Raw genomic sequence first — 23,140 nt, forward strand, 5'->3', positions numbered from 1 at the left:
TGCTTATTGAAAATCATTCTCAATTGACGTAAGATAATCCTATCAGGGAAGAGATGGGGTGGTCGTATATCGAACAGGGAGCAAATTTGGAGCATGACGATTTTCGTGATTTCTATCATCAATATTTGGGAATGGTAGATGTATTGAACGTCAGCGATTCCTCCATGGACAGGATCGATATGTTAGATGACTACGGCGCAGGTACCGTTATTCGAACGAAGCTGCGGCCAGGTATCGAGCTGATTGTTGCAGACTGCCGTTTTTACCAGTCGCAGACGCTCCGTTTCCAATCCGATGTTCCGATGATTGAACTCAGTTTCTGGTTGAACGGAGCAAGTGAAGTCAATCTGTCAGGACACCATTTGCATATACAGAACAACCAGTGTCAGCTTGCTTTCATACGGAATTTGGAGGCGGAGATGTGTTATGACGCCAAGGAACCTATGTTAGCCTGTGAGATTAGAATAGCAGAGTCTGTCTTCCGAGAGCTGGTAGATGCTTTTGGCGGCGACGTGAATTTGGATATGAACAAGCTGCTCGGTTCTCAAGCTGTTCGGGTCTTCCAGCAGGCGATTCCGCCAGCCGAGGAGCAGCTTGTGCGTCAAATGTTGACATGCCCGGTGGCACCGCCTTTGCGTAAAATGTACCTGGAAGGGAAAGCGCTGGAACTGCTAGCCATTTATATGCAGCGGTTACTGTTTGACGTCGACAGTTCGACTCCGGGCAGAGGCAGGGGATTGCGAAGAACCGATCTGGATAAGATACGCGAGGCGGCGAATATACTGGCATGCCGGATGGAACAGCCGCCCTCGCTTCTGGAACTATCCCGTCTGACCGGGATCAGTGATTTTAAGCTGAAAGCGGGATTCAAGGAGCTGTTTGGTACGACAGTATTTGGTTATTTGCGCAACAAAAGAATGGAACGGGCCGTGTTTCTGCTAGAAACGGAGCGGACCAACGTCTATGAAGCAGCTATAGCGGTCGGTTATTCCAATCCTGGACATTTTGCCGCCGTATTTCGCGAGACATATGGGATTAATCCGGGACAATGGCCCAAGAAGGCTGGATTTCCGGGAAACTCGCTCAAACTCCCGTTCCATGAGGGAGGCGCGGAATCAAGATGACAGATTTCCATCAAAACTTTAATCTTTTTTTCGATGGGCTTGAGATGTCTCGCCAACATCAGAATCGTTCCGAACAGATGCAGCTTCATTCCCATATGGGTGAGGGGGGAATTCGCCGCTTTGTACCCAGACCGGATATTGAGGTTGTGATTTCGGATTTTACCTTCCATCGCAATCGGAAGCTGCTTTTTGGCACACAAACAGCGATGGTTGAGCTTAATTATTGCTTGCAAGGGAAGCGAGAGATTCATGTCGATGGAGCCCACTACGAATATGTTCCGGGAAGCTGCTCGCTCCAGTTTATGAATGAAGTGGATGTTGAATTTCAATTTACCGGGAATCATCCTTATCTGATGCTGGGTATAGGTATTCCTGTTTCAACGTTTCATCATTACATGGCGGAGGTTGGGGGCACGAGATCCTTCGACTTCTTTCAAATTATGGGCCAACGCTCATTCCAAATGTTTCAGGAGGCGATTGACCCAGCAGTCTCTGTTATCCTTCAGCGAGTTTTGCAAAGCACCCAATCTAGTGGCACCAAGAATATCGAAATGGAATGCCGCGTATTGGAACTCATTTCCAGTACTTTTCAGTCCTTCCTGATTGACGGAGATTCATCTCAAGCTAAACTGCCTAAACGTGATTGGCACAAAATTCGGGAAGCAAGAGACATCATACTGGAACGAATGACAGATCCCCCCACACTGATTGAATTGTCCCGGATGATTGGTTTGAATGACTGCAAGCTCAAAAAAGGATTTAAAGAACTGTATGGTACTACGGTTTTCGGGTACTTGCGGGATAAGCGGCTAGAGAAGGCCTACCAGTTGCTGCAGCAGGGAATGTTGAATGTGACTGAAACTTCCTGCGAAGTAGGTTACTCCAATTGCAGCTACTTCTCTGAGGTATTCCGTGATAAATATGGCGTGAACCCGGGAGAATTTATTCGTCATTCTGCCGCTAGGCGCGATTCAAACAATCGCATTGAATTCCTGTAGACTGCTCTCCTTGAGAGCAGTTTTTTTGTTGCTCGGATATCCTTATAACCAGTCCAATAGTCCGGCTGCTGGTAGAAGGTCATCTTGGATGCGTAGTACCATGGATAGGAAAGGAGAGGGTATGACTTGAAAAGTAGATTGGTTATTATGTTTCTAATTGTCTTGGGCGGGATGATATCCATAGCTGCTTTCAATCCTATCATTGGTCCACTTTCACGTAATCTGGGACTGAGTGATGTTCAATCCGGAAGCTTAGTATCGATTGCAGGCTTATGCTGGCTCCTTGGCGGATATTTCTGGGAAAAGCAAACGTTCATGAGCCGCAAAATCCGGTTAGCTTCCATTATAATTATCTATGTGGCGACGCTGATTATCTTTGCGCGGTTAGCTGACTACTCGACACAAGCTAGCAGCTCAACCAGCTTGTTTTGGAGTTTCTTCTTGCTGCGGGCGATCGCTGGTTTCTTCTTTGGCGGCATTCCAGCACTAGCCCAAGCCTATATCATGGGCTGGACAACAGAGGAAACACGGACCCGAGGCATGGCCTTGTTCGGTGCTGCCAATGGATTAGGTTTCGTGTTAGGACCTGCGATGAGTGGCGGCATGGTGGCACTGGGTCTTACAGCTCCGATGTACGCGGCTGCTCTCCTGCTTTTTCTGCTTGCGATCCTATTTCTAGCTGCGATTCCAAAAGAACAGGAAAAGGCCATAGAGCGTCAGGCCAATGCACTGTCACCTAATGATGGACGGATTCGCCTCTACTTGTGGATCGGGCTGGTGCTATCGTTTGCCTTAAATATCGTTCAGGTAACGATTGGATTCTATGTGCAAGATAGATTGGGGTACAGTGCCAAGCAAGCTACTCAGTTAATTGGGCTTGGGCTTGCTATTTCCGGTGTCATGGTCGTGCTATCGCAAATTGTCATAAGCAAATATCTCATGTGGCCATATAAGCGGATCATCATCATTGGACTCACTTTTGTCGCTTTGGGATTGGCGGGGCTTTTAACGGTTATCCGTTTCGCTTACTTAGATTTTGCTGTACTCGGAATCGGAATCGGATTTACTTTGCTCGGATATAGTGCCGGAGCCTCTGCAGCCGTTCAAAATCATGAACAAAGAAGTGTTGCTGCTTACATTGCCGCTTTGCAGGGTGGAGGATCATGCTTAGGACCTATCGCAGGCACGGCTTTATATACCGCCAATTCGGCATTTCCTTACTCCTTTTGTGTGCTTTTGATTGGCATGTCCAGCTTTTTTGTTCTGAGGAAAAGGATATCTGCGCCAGTTAAGGCTTTTCAGGAAATGGACTGTTAAGCAATACAATGAAGGGGCCCTGCATTTTGCGGGGCCTCTTTTGTTACCACAATAATATGTTTTTGGGTTATGATTCCAGCAAAAAGTGTCATTATTGCGAAGTTGAGGGAACTACAGTCCGCTATTCTAGCCAAAAGTATCCATATCGCGGGGGTGAGGGAACTCCAGTCCGCTATTTTGCTGTTTCAAGGCAAATTCAGCGTTTTTCGTGGAAATAAGACCCTGTAGTTCCGCTAATGCCCTAGCATCCCTGCTATTTGCCAAAATAGCGTCCTCTAGTTCCCTTAACAGGTTTTGTCGCTACGAAGAGGCTGATCTCTCAGGGCGGCGAAGCTGGTTTTCTCGTATTTCAGCATTATCCAGAAAGAACATATTCGGATTTAATGACATTTGTTCGCTAAAATGCGGAAATGTTACGCGATTTGCGATTTACGGTCCTTGAAAACAGGTGATAATCTAGGTTGGAGAGAGCGAGGGAGGATTTTGAATGAGAACTTTCACAAAAAATAGCGCTTTACTGCTTATGACATTACCTGGTTTGCTTCTATTGATTGCGTTTCATTACTTGCCCATTGGCGGCATACTGATCGCGTTCAAAAATTTCCGTTATTCGGGGGGAAGCTTCTTCACGAACTTCCAAAATAGCCCGTGGGTCGGCTTCAAAAACTTTGAGTTTTTTTTGAAAGCGCCGGATGCATTCCTTATAACACGCAATACCGTCGTCTACAATTTGATATTTATTGCATTGGGTTCTCTAATTGCCCTATTTCTTGCAATCGCTTTAAATGAGATCAGAAATAGACGGCTAGCCAAAGTGTATCAGACGACGATCTTGCTGCCCTATTTTCTATCATGGATTGCGGTCAGCTACCTGTTCTACGGATTTCTTAGCGTCGATAAAGGGATCATCAACCAATTGATTCTGCAGCCGCTTGGCATAGATGCCGTGCAGTGGTACAGCGACACCAAGTATTGGCCTTATATCCTTGTCTTCACTAATATATGGAAATATGCCGGTTATAATTGTATCGTCTATTTGGCCTCGATTACGGGGATCGCTCATGAATACTACGAAGCTGCTGCACTTGATGGCGCGTCCAAATGGCAACAAATTCGCCATATTACGATTCCATCCATCTCCACAGTCATAACGTTACTCGTGCTGTTAGGAATCGGACGAATGTTTTTTGCGGATTTTGGTTTATTCTATCAGGTTCCCATGAATTCCGGTGCCCTGTTTGACGTCACCAATGTAATCGACACTTACGTTTTCCGGGCATTGATGAATAGCGGGGATATCGGAATGTCTTCAGCCGCAAGTACGTTCCAAGCGTTCGTAGGATTTATATTCGTTCTTTTATCGAACTACGTGGTTCGAAAAATAGATAAAGACAAAGCCATTTTCTAAGGGGGGAGATCGATGAAATCTGCTATAAAAATCAATTCCATATCGGCTACGGCCAACTTGATTATTCACGCGTTGTTTATCCTAATGGCTTTGACTTGCGTAGTTCCGCTGCTCCTGGTGGTAGTGGTTTCCATAACCGACGAACAATCCGTAGTTATTGACGGATACAGGTTCTGGCCTCAGCAATTTTCATTGGAGGCTTACAAGTACCTTTTGCAGGAAGGTAAAACCATCATTCAAGCTTATGGCGTAACAATCTTCGTAACCGTCGTAGGGACGATATTGAGCCTGTTCGTTATCTCATCATTTGCGTATCCATTGTCTAGAAAGGATTTTGCCTATCGCAAGCTATTTACCTTTCTGGTGGTCTTTACACTGTTATTCTCAGGTGGCATGGTCTCCTGGTATATGGTGACGACGCAACTCTTTCAACTCAAGAATAATGTGTGGGCATTGATCGTTCCGTATCTATTTAATGGATGGTATGTAATGATCATGAGAACTTATTTCATGACATCGATTCCTGACGGGATTATTGAATCAGCCAAAATCGATGGAGCCGGTGAATATCGAATCTTCTTTTCTATTGTGTTACGGCTGTCCTTGCCAGGCTTAGCGACGATCGGTCTATTCAGTTCCATTGTATATTGGAACGATTGGTGGCTGCCCCTTATGTTAGTTCAAGATGACAAGATATTGAATATTCAATATTTGTTATATAAAGCGCAGAGTACAGCGGACTTCCTATCCTCCGTGAGTGGACAGAATTATGGGACCGTTATGCAGATTTCGCCACCTTCGCTTACGGTTCGAATGGCGCTTGCCGTGGTTGGAATAGGCCCGATTGTGCTCGCTTATCCGTTTTTTCAAAAGTATTTTGTCCAGGGCTTGACAGTAGGTGCAATTAAAGGCTAAATCCAATCATATTGGTTAGCATAGATACTCACAAATTGGGAGGTTATCAAGATGGCAAAGGGGAAAAGGCAGATGCAAGCGTTGACAGTGGGGATGTTGTCACTGTCCATCGTATTAGCAGGCTGCAGCAGCAACAGCAATCAGGCAAGTGTCACCACTACGCCAAGTCCGAGTGCCAAAGGGACTCAAGCGGAGTTAGCGCCGTATCAAATCGACTGGTATATCATTGGCACAGCACCTCAACCGGATAATGAACTGGTAGAAGCCGAAATTAATAAGATTACGCAACCAGCAATCAATGCTACGGTCAAGATGCATGTTATTCCTTTCGGGGATTATGACAACAAGATGACTGCGTCCCTGGCAACCGGCGAGAAGGTAGATCTCATGTTTACCTCCAATGGGAATATGAACTACAATACGATGGTAGGGAAAGGGGCATTCGTCGATCTGACGGATAAGCTCGATAAATTAGCGCCTGATGCGAAAAAGCTGTTGTCGGAAGGTTTCTTGCAAGCCAGCGCGATTAAGGGACGAAATTACACGTTGGCTGCGTATAAGGAGAAGGGCTCATGGCTCGGCCTTATAGCAAGTAAAAATTTGATGGAAAAGTATAAAATCAATATTTCTCAAATGAAGAGCATAGAAGATATGGAACCAGCTCTAAAAATCATCAAAGAGAATGAACCGGGAATTACGCCATTTCTAGCTACCATGACAACCCGAGCTCCTAATTTTAATAATCGGGACTTCTGGAATGTATCGCCGATTCAATCGCTTATGTTGAAAAAGGACGGAAGCGGCTATACACTGGAGTTGGATGAGCCGGCCTACATGAGTACGTTGAAAACGATGAATAAATATTACAAGGCGGGATACATTCCGGCAGACGCGGCTGTTAAGAAGGTTACCAATGATGACAAAGCCAAAGCTGGCTTTATACTCTCTCAATTGAAGCCGTATGTTGATGTTCAAGTGGGGAATGCAATCGGAATACCGATGGTGTACCAGAACTTTGGCAAGCCGATTACTACAACCAACGATTTGGTCGGCTCTATGATGGCTATTCCTACGAATTCCAAAAATCCTGACCGCGTATTGATGTTTTATAATATGATGTATGCCAATGAGAAACTGATCAATTTGGTAGGGCGGGGAATCGAAGGCAAGCATTATGTCAAAAAAGGTGATAAACGGATCGACTATGCACCAGATACGGATAATGGGAAAAAATCAGGATACAAGCCCAATACGACTTGGGCGTATGGTAACCAATTCCAGACCTATTTGATGCCTGGCGAACCGGACGATATCTGGGCGCAATTCAAGAAATTCAATGACGAATCAGAAATTGTTCCGGATTTGGGCTTTAACTTTGACAGCTCGACTTTAACGTCAGAAGTCGCAGCCATCAAAAACGTGGAAAGCGAATTTAGGCCGATCTTGGAAACCGGTTCGGTTGATCCGGAAGCTTACGTGCCCAAATTCAAGGAAAAGCTGAAAGCGGCAGGCATTGATAAGGTGCTTCAGGAAATGAATAAGCAATATGACAGCTGGAAAGCATCAGCTAAAAAATAAAATGGTTGTGGACAGGAGGAGAAGTAATGAAAGTTCCGTCTCGCATGCTGGAAAGTCGTTACTTCTCCAGCCTGTTCGTTTATTTATCGACTTTAATGGCGGTCGTTGTGCTCGCTGTATCCTTTATTTTGTATCTCCAGTTTGTGAAGATCGAACAGAGAAAAATCTATACGTTTTCCGAGGAATCGTTGTCGCAGATCAGTTCGGCGGCGGATTCTGTGCTGGAGAATGCCAAAATGGCCATAGCCCAAATTCTGCTCGATAAGGATATGTCCAAAATTTTCTATCCAGCAGCGACCGATCCCGTCGATATGAAAAACATCACGGATAGGCTCAATCTGATTGCTTCAATGCCGTTCCTCCATTCCGTCTATCTGTACAATGGCAAGCTGGATGTTTATTATATCAGCAATTACGGCTTGCAAAAAAAATCCAATGTGGATGATCAAGAGATTGTGGATATTATCAAGGATTTTAAACCAGATATGAATTTGAAACCGATTACACGTACCATCAAAAGGCAATCCAACTTCGTCGGAATCGAATACAATGTGTATACCTTTATTTATTATGAAGCAACGGGCTTGGAAGAAGGAAGCGCTATCGTCTTGAATGTCTCTGATTCCTGGATGAAGAAGGTCATTGAAGGCATGGATAAGAACCGCAATGGAAGCATCATCATGATGGATTCGCAAGGAGTTATGTTCAGCAGCATCTATAAGAACAGTATGCTAAGTGCCTTATCGGATCAAGAATTTGTGCAGGATATCTTACATTCCAAAGAAAAGTCGGGACATTTCATCGGAAAAGTGGATGGCGTTAAGTCTTTAATCACGTTCGCCTCATCGGATTCCCTTGATTGGAAATTCGTCCGCTATACGCCTTATGAGGTAGTCGTTAAGGATGTCAATACGATGAGAACGAGAACGCTGGGAATTTGCCTGTTGCTGATCGTCGTGGGCTTTGCGTTGTCTTATTTATCTTCCAAGAGATTGAACCGCCCGATGACCGCTATGCTGAAGAGAGTTGGGATACAAGATCAAGCTTTAAGAGAAAACTCCTACAAATTGAAGCAGGATTTCTTAAGACAATGGATGTTATCGGATGGTCAAGTTTCTAAGCCTATTCTGATAAAGCAATTGGAACATTTCGAGATTAGTTTGGATACCCATAGTCCCATTGTGATACTCCTTTTGAAAATCGATCACTTCAAAGAATTTTCTATGCAGTATAGCTTCAAGGACAGGGGTTTGTTCCGATTTGGAGTTATGAATATTGCTTCGGAGATTCTATCCGGTTATATGTCTTGCGAAGCGGTGGATCTCGGAGATGATCACGTGGTCTTCATGATGAATGAAAGTAGAGGTGTAGATCTCGATAAACTGATTTCGGACATTCAACAGGCGATCAATAAGCATCTTAAAATGTCGGTTACGGCCGCTGTCAGTCGACTCGGTGTAGACATTTGGGATTGCCGTCAATGTTATACGGATGCTCTTGAGGCTTCTCAGTTCCGGGTCTTTTACGGGTGGGGCTCGCTAATTCACGCGGAGCTCACGGCTGAAAGAAACTGTCGAACGTTCCGCTACCCGATTCAACAGGAGGAGCAGTTGACGGATGCTTTGATGTCAGGACGGATGGAAGATGTGAAGAATCTTTGCTCTGTGATTCTGGCGTCGACGGAAGGGTATGCGTACAAAGATCTTCAACTGACCGTATTCCGCTTATTTTTTGCCGTTAATATGGTCGTAGATACGCTCGAGAAGGCGTCTGGATACGGATTCTCTATCAATTTCGGTGAAGTGTTTGCAGCGTTATCTGAATTAGAGCGGCTCTCGGATATTCAGAACCAATTTCTGGAGTTGTTTCAACGTATTGAAGAGAAGCTGGGCGAGCGAAAAAACACCCGATATGATGAATTGATGCGGAGAATACGCGGTATCATTGAATTGCAGTATATGAAAGATGATTTAAGCATTGATAGTATCGCGGATATTCTGAATATGTCTTCCGTTTATTTGGGCAGATTGATCAAGAAATATACATCTAAGACCATTAACGACTACATTATAGAAGTCAGAATCGAGAAATCAACGGAAATGCTAGCCTCTTCGAATAAGACGATTACGGAAATATCCAAGGATACGGGCTTTGCCAGTATGAGCTATTTTGGCAGAGTGTTCAAAAAAATACAAGGGATTACGCCAAACGAGTATAGACAAAAAATGAGGGATACGTCCCAGACGAACGGAAATGAAAGTTGATGTAGAGGTGAAACAAATAAGGAGGGATTAATAATGTCAAAAATGATTAAATTCGTGAACTTACATAAACGTATCCTTAGTTTGTATTTAGCTCTTCTGCTGGTTTGCATGTCGCCGATGTCCGCTTTTGCTGCGGTACCCGCACTTCCCGGACCGTCGAATCCATTGAACTATGATGATTTTGCAGGAGGAGGCACCTTCAAGTCGGTTTGGGCCAATTGGTATAACCAGAGTGGAGGTACGGGCACCTTTGCGAAGACGACAATTGACAGTCGGACTGTCGGGAAATTCACGCAGACGCCAGCTTCGAGCTCGTCATGGGCCAAGTTTGAACCTCAGCATGACAAAGGTAATTTTGTCGGCTATCGCTATGTAACTCTGGAAATGAAAAATTCCGGATATGCCAACAGCCGAATACGATTCGAAATTTCCGATGATACAGGAAAAACCTATGATTTATCCAGTGGGTTCATAGCGGTTCCGACGGATTGGACCACGTTTAGTTTTGACATGAATAAATTCCCGAAACTTAACAAAAAAAGTGTTCATATTGCGATATGGCTGAGCCAAACGAGTGGACAATATGGAGAAATGTTACTCGACAATATCAGAGCTACTTCCGTTCAAAGTGGCGCAGCACCAACGATTACGGGGATCAGTGTGAACACAAGCTCCGGAGATGAGAATACGCGGTTTACCTTTAAGGCAACTTATACCGAAGTGGATAATGAGAAGCCGTTAGCGATACAAGTCATTGTAGATGATAAGGACATTTATGAGATGGACGAAGTAGATCGAGGGGATCTTACCTATACGGATGGTAAAGCCTATTCATTCTCGACGAAACTGGCAGCGGGCAATCATACGTATTATTTCCGTACAGGTGAAGGGACATCAGATCAGGTTAAAACGACAAGTCAAAGTATAGCAGTCGGCAGTGTAACGCAAACCGTCGATGTAAATGATAATGTAATTGGAAGCGTTTACAATCAATTTCAATATGCAGGAAACGGTTGGATATACGATACTGCTCCAGCGGGAAGCTATCAGTTGGATAACCATTATTCCTCAAATGCGAACGATACGGCCTCGTTTCCTTTTATCGGAACCTTGGTGAACGTTTATGGTGCAAAGGACCCTGCTGGCGGCATTGCCGCAATCTCCATTGACGGGGGAACGGAGCTGAATGTTGACACATATGCTTCCTCTAGACAAGACAATGTATTGCTTTACACAAGTCCACAACTGTCTAAAGGGATTCATACCGTAAAAGTGAGGGTCACTGGGCAAAAGCAAGCAAGCTCGACAGGAACCCGCATCTCTGTTGATCGGGTGCGTGCAACGCTCTATGTCGGGAGCTTGATCGACAGTATCAATGTTTCTCAAGGGGGATACAGCTCAGGGGATTACAAATATGCCACGGTTACTGCTACGGATTCCTTGAGTGATACCACCTATCAGGTCTTGGACGGTGCCAACGTAGTTGCTTCCGGAAACATGAAGGATGAGGGGAAGACGTGGGGGAAACGGGTATATGCCATTGATTTCTCATCGTTGGCTCAGACGGGGACGAATTTTACGATCAGAACGAATGGCGTTTCTTCTTACGCTTTTCCTATTCAGGCAAACATGTGGAACTCTTATAAGGATGAAATGACGGCCTTCTACAGGCTGCAGCGCACGAACGATACAACCATAGCTTATCCGGCTGGCTACAGTGATATAGCGCCATCCACTAAATTATTCCACCCGGATTCATTTCTGGATGATGCCTACAATTATGATACAGGTGTCCATTATGACCTGTCGGGAGGCTGGTTTGATGCTGGCGACTATGGCAAGTACGGTGGAAACCAATGGGTACAAGGCGAAATCGCGTTGTCCTATGCCAGACATGCGAATTCAGCCTTGGTTAACTATGATAATGATGCCAATGACATTCCTGATTTGATTGACGAGGCCAAGTATGGCAGCGAAAACTTAATCAAATTTGCTAATCAATTCGGCGGAGCTATGTATAGTATCAAACATACGGCAGGTTTTGTGCATCCTGAGAAAGTGACGGATAATATCGTCGGTACGCAAGATGATCCTTATTTTGTACCCATTGTCCAGGTAGGGGGTTCTGGGAAAGCAGCCGGCTCTCTGGCTGCAACGGCGCGTGCCATCAACATAGCTTTGGCAGGCGGTAAAATTGCTGCAGCCAAAATAGCGGAAATGCAGTCATTTGCCACGGCATGTGCCAATGCTGCTGTTACTTTCTACAATTATGCCGTAGCCAATCAGTATGGATCACAGGGATCTTATGAAACGATTGGCGGGATTCCGAATACCTTGCTATGGGCGGAAGTAGAACTATACCTGCTGACGAATGATGATGCCTACAAAAATAGCGCGCAATCGCGAATTGCACCACTTACCGAGAACGATATCAAATCGACGAACTACTGGGATTTGCGCCCAATGACATTGGCGGAGTTTTATCCAGTTGCCGATGCGGCAGCACAGGTGCAAATCCAGAGTCTGCTTAAGAAACAAATGGCATATTTCGTATCTTCGATGGACGATACACCCTATGGGGTGCTGAACGAATTTAGCAATTTCGGCGTCAATGAACCATTGGCATCGTATATTGGCGATGCGATCAGGTACAATGAGCTTTTCCCTGATCCGGCCGTCATGCGCGCTGCTTTGAAGGGACTGTATTGGATATTCGGCAATAATCCGTGGAACATGAGCTGGGTTTCGGGCATTGGTACCGATTACGTGGACTTCCTGCATACGCATCTGGATGAGGATTCCTACGATCTGAACAATAAAGGGGTCGTGATCCCGGGAGCGATGGCATCCGGGCCTAACATGAAGGATACGAAGGATCCAGCAAGTGTAAGCCCATGGTATATGGACAGAGGTCTATACGCAGACGATATGAGCCAATGGCGGTATAATGAATTCAGCATTAGCATTGTAGCCGGACTATTTTATTCGATTATGGCCCTTTCGGATACGCACGGATCTTCAATTGGGGGGACGGAGCCGATCAAGCTGCCGATTACTTCCCCGCAAACCGGAGATTTCGTGACGGGGGATGTGACTATTTTTGCCCAGCCTAATGCGGCTTTGAGTGCGGTGGAATCCAATGTAGCTGGCAGTGTCTATGCACCTATGACCGTCACAAATGGGATTTACTCGGATATTTATCACGCAGATGGCGATGCCCCCTATACCAATAAGCGAATTTATGTAAGAGGCACCGATGCGCTCGGAAACTTCACTTATAGCGCTGCTCATTTCACGGTTGCTGCTCCACTGCCAGATCCTGCGCATCCGCTCCTGTATGATGACTTTGACGACAAGGGAACTTGGGGGAAATCCAAACAGGGATGGGTCAACTGGTACAATCAGAATGGAGGCACAGCCGAATTTAAGGAAATCACAGCAGATGGGCGAACGGTTGGTCGATTTGCACATACGCCAGCATCAGCTGCATCGCAAGCCAAGTTTGAACCGTGGAAAGATACAGTGGACTTATCCGGCTATAAATATATCAACTTCGTGATGAAAAACCCTGGCTACCCGAACAGTCAAGTCAATATAACCGGTCTCAGTCCCGGTTGGATAACCGTTCCGAACACCTGGACAACGATCTCTTATGATTTGGATCAAAATACGAAATTAGATAAAAAAGCGGTTCATCTGGAGCTGTTCCTCAAGCAGACAACCGGCGTTTACGGCGAATTGCTGATCGATGAAATCTATGCCTCCAATCAAGTCAGCGGCACAGCGCCTACGATTACGGGAGCTGGCTTGAATGCAGCGGCAGGCAATGAGGCGACCTTGTTTACCTATCAAGCTACTTATACCGATGCAGAGAATCAGAAGCCATTCCGGATGCAGTTGATTATCGACGGTGTAATTAAAGATATGCAGGAGTTGAACGTAAACGATACAACTTATACGGATGGCAAAACCTATACGTTCACTACCAAGCTGCCAGCGGGAACGCATTCCTACTACTTCCGTACAACCGATACAACAACGAATGTCGTAAGTACGGCTTTGCAGACAGGGCCAACAGTACAACCGGGAACGAATACGAAATATGAAGCAGAGAACGCAGTTCTTTCTGGAGGAGCTGTTGGGAAGAGCAATCATACCGGATATTCCGGAAGTGGATTTGTTGCTGGTTACGGTGCCGTAGGAGCGGGAACTACATTCACTGTCAACGCGAATGAATCCGGCAATCATGAGGTTACCTTGCGATTTGCCAATAGCAACCCAACGGCAAGAACGCTTAGCATTTATGTGAATGGGATTAAAATAAAGCAGACCAGTCTCCCGAATATAGGCAATTGGGAGACATGGGGGAATAAGACGGAAGTATTGCTGCTTCATGCTGGCACCAACACGATCGCTTATCAATTTGATTCAGGTGATAGCGGAAGTGTCAATCTTGATTATGTGATTGTTAATTAGACCCCAGTAGGCACCAAACGCTTGCGTTTCCGCTGTTCGTTCAGAAGCATTGCCATGTACGGTTGGATGGAACGCGATTCTTCCGTTGCGAAAGCTGGATAGGCAAGGTTTCTCACTTCAAGTGGATCGTTCGTTACATTGTAAAGCTCATATTCCTCGGGAACAGGCTCGGTTTTCACTGTCATGCTGCAGTGAGCCGAGTCTGTTCCTTTAACCGTTTCAAGTGTCACATCACGCTTCCCTGGCTGGCTCCAGAATTGAGGGTTGTCAAAATAGCGCGTGTATTTCCACAACTCTTTATTCTGATGTCTGGTTAAATAGACAAGAATGGTTTCGATGTGATTGGGCTGGATAACAGACGGATAAGGAACTCCTAAAGGATTAACCTGATGTTGGCCACGCGTCACATCGTCATCCGTCATAAAGTAGATCGGCTCATCCATAGGATCAAGCTCTTCAGGGAAACCCAGAATAGAGGCAGAAAGATCCCGTCCGATCAAAGGGCGTACTTCACTGAACCGCTGTTTCAAGCGATTTTGGATCTCTCCCGCATCGGCATGAGCGAGTCCCAACAGTGTCGGCAGCAGATCAACATGGCTCGTTAGTTTATCGATATTCTCATGTTGTGTGAACAAGTGGGGGTTATGAATGATAAGCGGCACATGCAGCATTTCTTCGTAAGCGCAGTACCATTTTTGATGCAGATCCCCATGAGAACCAAGCAAATCGCCATGATCCGAGGTGAAGATGACAATCGTTTGCTCATAAAAGGAAGAATGCATCAGGCTGTCCAAGACCTTGTTCGCCTGCTCATCGGCATTTTTCTGCAGCTGGTAGTATAACTGACGATAGTGAGGGTGATTCCAAATGGGCTGCAGCGCTCGCGGGTAGGTATCTCGATAGCTTGCTTGGCATCGCGGTTTGGTACTCAGGTCCTCAGACTGGGTAGGCGGGGGACTTACCTGCGGCATAGGTTCTACGGCGAAATTGAACAGTGGATTATGGGCTGTCAAAGCGCCATATAACACAATATCATGGGGGTTCAAGAAGGATGAAACGATCAGCCAAGGCTGTTCATCTCCTTGGGTCTGTTTCCTATGATCAAGCGACTCGATGAGTTCAACCACTTCTTCCGCATACACGACGTCCCGGCCGCTTACACCGCTGGAAGCGGAAGAAGCGGAATTTCTAGGATTTTTCCCGTGTGGCTCAGGTCCGACCCAATCCGAGAATCCGTAATTGCCAAGGGGATTAGCCTGAATGTATAAGTCGGATTTCCTAACATCAGGGACACCGTTTGCAGGGTTATAACTCGTTAAGCTTTGGTGTGTGCCTGGCGTGACGATGTCCTCATGCGAAATATGCCATTTACCTTTATAGAAGGTACGATAGCCTGCTTCCTGAAAATAATCGCCCATCGTGGGCACGGTGTTTTGGTTTAACCAAAACATATCCGAGTCGAAGGCATCCTTGGCGATGCCGTTCGTCTGGCTGACACCATGCAGGGACGGATATTGCCCCGTAAATAAGGTGGCTCGGCTGGGACAGCAAGCAGCGCTGTCGATGTAGTGTCGATGAAATTCAAGACCATTGGATCTTAAACGCTCGTGTGCAACAAAGTTGTTTTTGCGCCATACGTGGGTGTCATGGCTTTCATAAGGAGGCGGATATCGTTCCTCATCGACGAGTATGACAAGAATGTTAGGTTTCTGAGGAATTGGCTTTTTGCTCATATTCGATCACTCCGTTGCTCGTTTTTAGAATATATGAGGGGGAGTTTTCCTGCATGCCTTCGTTCGAGAGGAGAACAGCACTTCGTCAGATCCTACTAGAGGCTGCTCGCTAGGTAATGAACCTCTTGAGTCAGCCTCTTTCTTGTGTTCAACCGCAATTGGCTGATTTTAACCGTACAGTGGCGGACATTCTCTTGTGAAAATGATAATCTTTCTCATAAGAAAGATGATAAGTTGAATGGAGGAACTTCGATGAAAACCAAAACACTCGCTTCAAACATTCCGTTGCCAAGTTCAACGCGTAAAAAAAGAGCTTGGAAAACGAAGGACATCCTTGTGGCAGGGATGATTGCGGTTGTTTTCGCGTTTATACAAATTGGCGCAACATACGCATTCATGGCTATGACTTCAGCCGTTGGCCCTGTGTATGCCCGACTGCTCAATGGGCTGTGGTTCATGTCTGGCTTCATGGCTTTGGCAATTATCCGCAAGCCGGGTATTGGCTTTGCTTCTCAGATCATTGCGGGTCTTGTGATGAGTCCGCTCACCCCGTTCGGGATTATGATGCTATTCGGAACCTTTGTGAATGGATTGCTCACGGAGCTGGTTTTTCTGGTGACGCGGTACAAACGGTACAACACGGCGGTCATGGTGATTGGAATGAGTATGTTAAGTCTGATATACACGTTGGCAGAGTATGGATCTTCTGGTTATGGGGGGCTTTCAACGCCAATTCAAATCGGGCTTTTGACATCCAGCTTAATCAGTGGCGGGCTGTGCGGATGGTTGTGCAAACGGCTGACGGATTCGCTGCTGAAGACCGGGCTGCTCTCAGGCTATGCTGATGCGCACTCCTAGAGCTAGGGGAGCGTGCGGACAATGAGTATCGAAGTTGAGGATGTCATCTTTACTTATGCAGGAAACAGCAGGATGACTAGAAGCGGTCTTTCTATGCAAATTGCAGAGGGGGAAACGGTCTTGCTGCTGGGCCCATCCGGATCGGGCAAAAGCACGCTGGCACTATGCATGTGCGGCCTAATTCCACATGCAGTTGTAGGGAATATGAAAGGACGGATCCGACTTGCGGGTGTCGATACCCGAGAGACAGAGCCCGCTGAATTGGCCGAGGTGATTGGCACCGTTTTTCAAGATCCGGATGCTCAGATCATCATGATGACAATAGAAGATGAAGTGGCGTTTGGTTTGGAAAATATGGGGGTGCCCGCTGGTGAAATGAGCGCGCGGATTGCTGAAGCCCTACGCATGGCAGGCTTATCGCTACCCAGAGGGACGCCGATTGATCAGCTCTCAGGGGGGCAGAAGCAGCGGCTTGCCCTTGCTTCCGTGCTGGCGATGAAGCCGGCAATACTCCTGCTCGATGAGCCGACAGCTAATCTGGATCCGGTAGGAACGGCTCAAGTATTCAGCACGCTGCGCAAATTGAAAAGGTCCGTCAGGCCAACGATTGTGCTTATCGAACATAAGCTGGATGGCCTGATGGATCTGGTTGACCGTGTCGTTGTGCTGGATCATACGGGGGCACTGGTATGCAGCGGGTCGCCCAGAACCCTATTTGATGACAAGGCTGCGGAGCTGCATCGTCTTGGGGTCTGGTTTCCGCAAGCTGTAGAGTTGACATCTACTCTGCGAACTGCTGGCTTCCCGATCGCAGGTAGACCGCTCTGTTTGAATGAACTGGCTGAGATGGTACGGCATACACTGCTTGCCAGGGGGGACATGGAAGCAAGAGAAACACAATCCGCATCATCAAAAGGCAGAGCAGGCAGGCCGTTGCTGGACATACGTCCAACGGCCTGTTTGTCCCGAAAAAGCAGCTGGTTAAAGCCGCTCTCGCTGCAAGTGCATCAAGGACAATTCTGGGCGATTGTCGGAGAGAATGGAGCTGGCAAAACTACGCTAGCTCGCCATATCATGGGTCTGATTCCGACGCGGCCAGGTACGATTTATATCGATGGTTCCGACGCGACAACGTTGCCTGCGAGCGAACTTGCTCGCAAAATTGGTTATGTCTTTCAGAATCCGGAGCATCAGTTCGTCACGGAACGGGTGAAGGATGAGATAGCCTTTGGTTTGAAAAATCTAGGCTGGCAAGCGGAAGATATTGCAGCTAGTGTGGAGCGCCATCTTGCGCGAATTGGTTTAACTGAATATGCGAACGCACATCCTTTTAGCCTGAGCCATGGACAGAAAAGAAGGTTGAGTGTAGCTGTTATGTTGGCGGTCGGTCAGGATTTGCTTATCCTCGACGAGCCAACCTTCGGTCAGGATCAGCAGCATACAGCGGAGTTGATGAATATGTTGACAGCCTTGCAGAGAGAAGGCAAGACAATTCTGATGATTACGCATGATATGACACTTGTTGCTGAGTATGCCGATCATGTCGCTGTCTTGTCTGAAGGAGAATTGCTTCTGTCTGGAACGGTGGACGATCTATTTACTGATGATAAGCTATTGGCCCGAGCCGGGCTAAGACGTCCCCCTGCTGCGGAATTAATTCATCTGCTCTCAGACCTGCTGCCGCGCAGGAACAAAGAGGGCATACGGCCATTTACAACCGAGGATTGGGCCCAGCGGTGCATGGAGGCGCTGGCTTCCTGTAAGGAAGGGGAAGGTGTGCAATGACAGGTCTGTACATCTCGGGAAATTCACGCATTCATGGGCTCAATCCCTTAATTAAGTTAATTGCGGCTGTGCCTGTCATCCTGTTTCTAACCCTGGTGACGGATGCGTGGACACCGCTGGTCTTCATTCTGATTAACAATGCACTTGTGATCCTGGGCGGTCGCATTTCCCCGCGGCAATTCGCGCGAAGCAGCATGCCGATGCTTGTGATGGCCTGTGGAATCGCGGTAGCTTATCCATTTCTAACGAGTTCCCGCATAACGGCTGGCTCGCCGATCTGGCTTGATCTGGGCCCAATCGAAGTGTATAGGGCTGGTGTTATTTATGGCGCAGCAACAGCGCTAAGGTTGTATGCGATTTACAGTGTTACGCTGATGTTCGTGATGACGACAGACCCTTCCGACTTCATTCGGGCGATGATTCAGCAATGGAAGCTGCAGGACCGATTCGGGTATGCCACATTGGCTGTTTTCCGGTTTATTCCTGACCTGCGACGGGAGTTGGAGGCAGTGCGTGCAGCGCATTTTGTAAGAGGGATGGGAGGCACTAACCGGAAAGGAAGTCTTGTAGAACGACTGCGCAGGTATATGGTGCCGCTTCTGGCAGCGGCAATCCGGCGAGCGGAACGCACATCCTATGCGATGGATGCCAGAGGAATCGGCTCGCGTCGCGTGCGCACCTATTATCGGCCGTTTTCCTTTCGCGCGCGTGATTGGATTTTCTTGGCTGCATATTGGTTCATCTCGTTGGCCGTTATTGGTGGGATTGCTCACGCCGGGCTGTTGGGGCGGCTATCATTTATGAAAATGTTCGGTTAGAGAGGAGCGTGACAGATTGAGCATAGCGGATGTGATTCAAGCTCGCAGAACGATTCGGCGTTTCAACGAAAAACCGGTTTCTATAGAACTGATTAACGAACTTTTGGATATTGCTGTCTGGGCGCCGAATCATGGGATGCGGGAGCCGTGGCGATTCATCTGTGCGGCGAGCGATCAGGCAAAGGAGCAGCTGGCGGATGGTGTTGTCAGGGCAATCTCGGAACTCAAACGGTACAAGTGGTTGCCAGGGAAGCTGAAAGAGATGTACAAGCAGAAAATGCAGCAAATACCGGCCATTTTATTTGTTGTTGTCAAACAAGACAAAAATCGTTTGAAACGTGAGGAAGACTTCGCTGCTGCTTGCGCCTTGATTCAGAATTTACAGCTATGCGCATGGGAGCGGGAAGTCGGCATGATCTGGTCGATGGAAGACACGGTATGCGGCAATCCAACCTTGTGCAAGGACATTGGGGTTGGTTCCGATGAATGCGTAGTAGGGATGTTGTATATAGGATATTTCGATCACATTCCCAAATCAAAATCTCGTACGCCAGCGAAGAAGAAAATGACAGTCCTGTAGGAGAAGCGTGCGAAGAGTGAGAAGAGACTCGTCCTTGTAGTTATGGTAAAATGTTCGCAGTCATACTTACGAAACGAGGTCACTCTTATGCATATGTATCTCATCACAGGAGGCTCCAAAGGCCTCGGAGCTGCGCTGACGCGGCAGCTTGTGCAAGACGGCGCTGCGGTTCACTGCATCTCCCGCAGCGAGAACGAGACCCTGCGCCAAGAGGCGCTGCGCGCGAAAGGTGAACTCACCTTTCACGCTTGCGATTTGGCGCAGACCGCGAGCCTGGATGCGCTGCTGGCGCGCATCCTGGACAATCTCGATGGCGTGGAGTCCATCACGCTCATCAACAACGCGGGCCAGCTCGAGCCGATGACATCGATCGGCCGGGCTGACCCGCACGACCTGCAGCGCAGCTTGCAGGTCAATCTGATCGCGCCCGCGATCTTGACGAACAGCTTCATCTGGCTGACGCAGGCGCTGCCGATGAAGAAGCGGGTCGTCCACATCTCTTCGGGCGCGGGGAAGAAGCCCTATCCCGGCTGGGGGGCGTATTGCACCGCCAAGGCCGGGCTCGACATGCTGACGCGGTGCATCGGCGTCGAGCAGTTGAACCAGCCCTACCCGGTGGAGGCATACGCCATTGCGCCGGGGGTGGTGGACACCGATATGCAGCGGGAAATTCGCGCTGCTTCCGAAGACGACTTTCCGCAGGTGCAGCGCTTCATAGGGCTGCATGACAGCGGCGAGCTGCAGTCGCCGGAGGACACCGCGAAGCAGCTGCTTCATTTGCTGCACAGCAATGCATTCGCGCAGGGGGAAATCGCCGATCTGCGTACCAAAAAGCCCGAATCGTAAACGCCGATTCGGGCTTTTGCCTATTGAATGCTGCCCGATACGCTCGGACCTGAGGATAGTTCTGATGTACAGAACTTGCAGCGCGTAGCCTGTGCCGGAATTTCGGACAAGCAATGCGGACACGATTTGGATGTAACGACCTTTTCTTTATGTACTTCTTTTTTACGCAATTTGCCGAGCTGCTTGACCACAAGGAAGATAACAAAAGCAACGATTAAAAAGTCCAAAAACGTCGAGATGAATTGACCATAATTAAATGTTGGCGCACTAGCTTTGACGGCATCAGCCAAAGTGTCATAGTGTGTGCCATTCAATGAAATGAACAAATCATTGAACTTCACTTTGCCTAATAGAAGTCCTACCAACGGCATAATCAAATCATTTACAATCGAAGTAATGACCTTTCCGAAAGCGCCCCCGATAATAACCCCGACTGCCAAATCAAGCATGTTTCCTTTGAATGCAAATTCTTTAAATTCCTTTAACATAGTGAACCTCCAAAGATTGCAATTGTTAGCATTGTAGCATATTTTGCCACGCGCAAACAAATCGTTAGTTCCTGTTTCCGACAATTTATTTAAGCCTGTAAGCGGTTTGATTTTCATTTCGACGGCATGTGGCTATAATGAACATCAAGCAGCGCTTATTTCCAGCTAATTAGAGGGGGAGCCTCATGTCGAACTTGTCGATGGAGAAGAAGTTGATCATCGTCTTTGTTTTTCTTATTATTTTGCCCATCATGCTAACCGGCTATATTTCTTATCAAAACTATTCGAAATCGATTAAGAAAAATACAGGTTTATATGCCACTCAACTCACCAACAATATTACGAATCGGCTGGACGATTACATTGGCGATATGGAACAGATCTCACAAATTCCGCTGTATTTAACCTCCCTTCAACAGCTGCTGGAGGATAAGTCGCAGAGCCTGACGGCTAAACAGGTAGAGATGGAGAACTACATACGAATCATGAACAATATCAAACGAGGCACCAATTCGATCTATATTTTTGATAACGATAATAACAAATATTACATGATTGTTTCTGGCGGGGTTCGCACAGATTTGGCTGAAAGATCGGATCAATGGAAACGTCTGGCCCGGGATGCCGGCGGCAAATCGATTTTCTTGAGCACACAGCAAGTAGCGAATTGGCAAACAGGGAAGTTTGCGTTTACTGTGATTCGGGATATTCGCGATTTCTATACGCAAGAGCCGATTGGAACGATTGCTGTGGATGCGAACATCAGCGTTATTCAGAATTTAGTGCGGGATTTGGAAACGGCAGGCAATGGCAAGGTGCTGATGATCGATCAGAATGATCATGTCATTTATGATACAGAGCAGCAAAGAATGACGGAACGAATTTCCGATGATCCGCTTGTGAAACTGGCCGCAGGAACGTCCGGTGATTTCATCAAAGAGATTAACGGTGTTAAATATTTATGCATTTACTCGCAGTCTCTGAAAACCGGCTGGAAAACGATCATTCGGATTCCCTTGGATCAAATGATGAAAGAAGCGATGCAAACACAGAATATTACGCTGCTTGTGACCTGTTTGGTGGTAAGTTTTGCGCTCTTTGTTTCGATTTTGCTCTCTTTTGCGCTAACGAAGCCGATGAAGCGATTAATGAGATTAATGAAGAAAGCGGAGAATGGTGATCTGGACGTTAGTTATCCTGTGCAAACCCGGGATGAAGCGGGACGGTTGGGCATGCATTTCAATTCGATGCTGGAGCGAATGAAAGAACTGATTGGACAAGTCTATTACATCGAGGGCCGTAAGAAAGAGGCGGAGCTTTCTGCCTTGCAAAATCAGATCAATCCGCATTTTCTGTACAATACGCTGGAAACGATTCGGATGACGGCAGAGATCAATGATGATGAAGAAACGGCGGAAATGATCGCGGCGCTAGGTAAATTATTCCGTCACAGCACGAAGTCGACCAACGGAGTGGTCACACTGGGGCAGGAATTTGAGCATTTGGAAACGTATATCCAAATCGTTAATTACCGCTACCACAACAAATTCACCTTACATTTGGAAGCTATGCAAATGCTGCAGCACTATCCCGTCATCCCCCTGATCCTACAGCCTATTATAGAGAACACTGTTGTTCACGGGCAAACGGAAGCTGGCAATGAAACGATAGATATTCATATCTGCTATGAAATCAGCGGCCATATCCTCACCTTTTATATTCGGGATAACGGGATTGGCATTCGCCAGGAACGCTTGAACATGCTGCATGAGCGGCTCCTAAGCGGAATAAATCCCGATAAAGAGGAGTCGACTACGGGCATTGGTTTGCTGAATGTCGATGAGAGACTCAAGCTTCATTATGGACCTGCCTATGGATTGGAGCTTGCAAGTCAAGAAGGAGAAGGAACGGTCGTCACGTTGACGCTGCCTTATAATTTGTGAAGCCTGGGA

At 47.0% G+C, this 23,140-nt stretch carries 16 protein-coding genes; 14 read left to right on the forward strand and 2 right to left on the reverse strand.

The genetic code is table 11. The features are described from left to right. Window positions 1-53: 53 nt before the first annotated feature. From LOZ80_RS35725 to LOZ80_RS35760, 8 genes are all read left to right on the forward strand, one after another. The gene (locus LOZ80_RS35725; protein WP_238168933.1) at window positions 54-1,124 is read left to right on the forward strand and encodes a helix-turn-helix transcriptional regulator; all 1,071 of its coding nucleotides are present in this window, start codon (window positions 54-56) and stop codon (window positions 1,122-1,124) included. Continuing rightward, window positions 1,121-2,122, forward strand: coding sequence for an AraC family transcriptional regulator (locus LOZ80_RS35730; RefSeq protein WP_238168934.1), 1,002 nt, complete (start codon window positions 1,121-1,123; stop codon window positions 2,120-2,122). Before LOZ80_RS35725 ends, LOZ80_RS35730 begins: the two co-directional genes overlap by 4 nt. 126 nt (window positions 2,123-2,248) lie before the next feature. Continuing rightward, window positions 2,249-3,439 (forward strand): MFS transporter, encoded by a 1,191-nt coding sequence (locus LOZ80_RS35735; RefSeq protein ID WP_238168935.1) that lies wholly within the window; start codon window positions 2,249-2,251, stop codon window positions 3,437-3,439. 487 nt (window positions 3,440-3,926) lie between these two features. Next, window positions 3,927-4,847, forward strand: coding sequence for an ABC transporter permease (locus tag LOZ80_RS35740; RefSeq protein WP_189019289.1), 921 nt, complete (start codon window positions 3,927-3,929; stop codon window positions 4,845-4,847). Between the two features lie 12 nt (window positions 4,848-4,859). Then, complete coding sequence (locus LOZ80_RS35745) at window positions 4,860-5,762, forward strand: carbohydrate ABC transporter permease (RefSeq protein WP_238168936.1); 903 nt, start codon at window positions 4,860-4,862, stop codon at window positions 5,760-5,762. A 51-nt stretch (window positions 5,763-5,813) separates the two neighbouring features. After that, the gene (locus tag LOZ80_RS35750) at window positions 5,814-7,340 is read left to right on the forward strand and encodes an ABC transporter substrate-binding protein (RefSeq protein WP_238168937.1); all 1,527 of its coding nucleotides are present in this window, start codon (window positions 5,814-5,816) and stop codon (window positions 7,338-7,340) included. Between the two features lie 26 nt (window positions 7,341-7,366). After that, window positions 7,367-9,604, forward strand: coding sequence for an AraC family transcriptional regulator (locus tag LOZ80_RS35755; protein ID WP_238168938.1), 2,238 nt, complete (start codon window positions 7,367-7,369; stop codon window positions 9,602-9,604). A 33-nt stretch (window positions 9,605-9,637) separates the two neighbouring features. Further along, complete coding sequence (locus tag LOZ80_RS35760; protein WP_238168939.1) at window positions 9,638-14,080, forward strand: glycoside hydrolase family 9 protein; 4,443 nt, start codon at window positions 9,638-9,640, stop codon at window positions 14,078-14,080. Here the strand turns inward: LOZ80_RS35760 and LOZ80_RS35765 are convergent. Further along, window positions 14,077-15,813 (reverse strand): sulfatase family protein, encoded by a 1,737-nt coding sequence (locus LOZ80_RS35765; RefSeq protein ID WP_238168940.1) that lies wholly within the window; start codon window positions 15,811-15,813, stop codon window positions 14,077-14,079. The two genes, LOZ80_RS35760 and LOZ80_RS35765, sit on opposite strands and share 4 nt — an antisense overlap. A gap of 252 nt (window positions 15,814-16,065) precedes the next feature. Between LOZ80_RS35765 and LOZ80_RS35770 the strand changes: the two genes are divergently transcribed. The 5 genes from LOZ80_RS35770 (at window position 16,066) to LOZ80_RS35790 (ending at window position 20,700) form a co-directional block, all read left to right on the forward strand. Beyond that, window positions 16,066-16,671 carry an ECF transporter S component gene (locus tag LOZ80_RS35770; RefSeq protein WP_238168941.1) on the forward strand — a complete coding sequence of 202 codons (606 nt, stop codon included), beginning with the start codon at window positions 16,066-16,068 and terminating at the stop codon, window positions 16,669-16,671. A gap of 21 nt (window positions 16,672-16,692) precedes the next feature. Continuing rightward, a complete protein-coding gene (locus tag LOZ80_RS35775; RefSeq protein WP_238168942.1) occupies window positions 16,693-18,456 on the forward strand; it encodes an ABC transporter ATP-binding protein in 1,764 nt (587 codons plus the stop codon). Further along, window positions 18,453-19,274 carry an energy-coupling factor transporter transmembrane component T family protein gene (locus LOZ80_RS35780; RefSeq protein WP_238168943.1) on the forward strand — a complete coding sequence of 274 codons (822 nt, stop codon included), beginning with the start codon at window positions 18,453-18,455 and terminating at the stop codon, window positions 19,272-19,274. The genes LOZ80_RS35775 and LOZ80_RS35780 overlap by 4 nt, the downstream gene beginning before the upstream one ends. A 16-nt stretch (window positions 19,275-19,290) precedes the next feature. Next, on the forward strand, window positions 19,291-19,854 hold the full coding sequence (locus LOZ80_RS35785; protein ID WP_238168944.1) for a nitroreductase family protein: 564 nt from the start codon (window positions 19,291-19,293) through the stop codon (window positions 19,852-19,854). 87 nt (window positions 19,855-19,941) lie between these two features. After that, on the forward strand, window positions 19,942-20,700 hold the full coding sequence (locus tag LOZ80_RS35790) for a (S)-benzoin forming benzil reductase (RefSeq protein WP_238168945.1): 759 nt from the start codon (window positions 19,942-19,944) through the stop codon (window positions 20,698-20,700). A 20-nt stretch (window positions 20,701-20,720) separates the two neighbouring features. Here the strand turns inward: LOZ80_RS35790 and mscL are convergent, their stop codons facing one another. After that, window positions 20,721-21,188: a large conductance mechanosensitive channel protein MscL gene (mscL, locus tag LOZ80_RS35795; protein ID WP_238168946.1), complete on the reverse strand. Its 468-nt coding sequence runs from the start codon at window positions 21,186-21,188 to the stop codon at window positions 20,721-20,723. 185 nt (window positions 21,189-21,373) lie between these two features. On the opposite strand from mscL, the gene LOZ80_RS35800 reads away from it, so the two are divergent. Next, window positions 21,374-23,131, forward strand: coding sequence for a sensor histidine kinase (locus LOZ80_RS35800; RefSeq protein WP_238168947.1), 1,758 nt, complete (start codon window positions 21,374-21,376; stop codon window positions 23,129-23,131). The last annotated feature ends 9 nt before the right edge of the window (window positions 23,132-23,140 follow it).

The sequence above is a fragment of the Paenibacillus sp. HWE-109 genome (assembly GCF_022163125.1).
Taxonomy (GTDB): domain Bacteria; phylum Bacillota; class Bacilli; order Paenibacillales; family NBRC-103111; genus Paenibacillus_E.

Bases quoted from the DNA above. Each gene is read 5' to 3' on its own strand.
- LOZ80_RS35725 (WP_238168933.1), top strand. From the start codon at position 54: ATGGGGTGGTCGTATATCGAACAGGGAGCAAATTTGGAGCATGACGAT.
- LOZ80_RS35730 (WP_238168934.1), top strand. From the start codon at position 1,121: ATGACAGATTTCCATCAAAACTTTAATCTTTTTTTCGATGGGCTTGAG.
- LOZ80_RS35740 (WP_189019289.1), top strand. From the start codon at position 3,927: ATGAGAACTTTCACAAAAAATAGCGCTTTACTGCTTATGACATTACCT.
- LOZ80_RS35745 (WP_238168936.1), top strand. From the start codon at position 4,860: ATGAAATCTGCTATAAAAATCAATTCCATATCGGCTACGGCCAACTTG.
- LOZ80_RS35750 (WP_238168937.1), top strand. From the start codon at position 5,814: ATGGCAAAGGGGAAAAGGCAGATGCAAGCGTTGACAGTGGGGATGTTG.
- LOZ80_RS35755 (WP_238168938.1), top strand. From the start codon at position 7,367: ATGAAAGTTCCGTCTCGCATGCTGGAAAGTCGTTACTTCTCCAGCCTG.
- LOZ80_RS35760 (WP_238168939.1), top strand. From the start codon at position 9,638: ATGTCAAAAATGATTAAATTCGTGAACTTACATAAACGTATCCTTAGT.
- LOZ80_RS35765 (WP_238168940.1), bottom strand. From the start codon at position 15,813: ATGAGCAAAAAGCCAATTCCTCAGAAACCTAACATTCTTGTCATACTC.
- LOZ80_RS35770 (WP_238168941.1), top strand. From the start codon at position 16,066: ATGAAAACCAAAACACTCGCTTCAAACATTCCGTTGCCAAGTTCAACG.
- LOZ80_RS35775 (WP_238168942.1), top strand. From the start codon at position 16,693: ATGAGTATCGAAGTTGAGGATGTCATCTTTACTTATGCAGGAAACAGC.
- LOZ80_RS35780 (WP_238168943.1), top strand. From the start codon at position 18,453: ATGACAGGTCTGTACATCTCGGGAAATTCACGCATTCATGGGCTCAAT.
- LOZ80_RS35790 (WP_238168945.1), top strand. From the start codon at position 19,942: ATGCATATGTATCTCATCACAGGAGGCTCCAAAGGCCTCGGAGCTGCG.
- mscL (WP_238168946.1), bottom strand. From the start codon at position 21,188: ATGTTAAAGGAATTTAAAGAATTTGCATTCAAAGGAAACATGCTTGAT.
- LOZ80_RS35800 (WP_238168947.1), top strand. From the start codon at position 21,374: ATGTCGAACTTGTCGATGGAGAAGAAGTTGATCATCGTCTTTGTTTTT.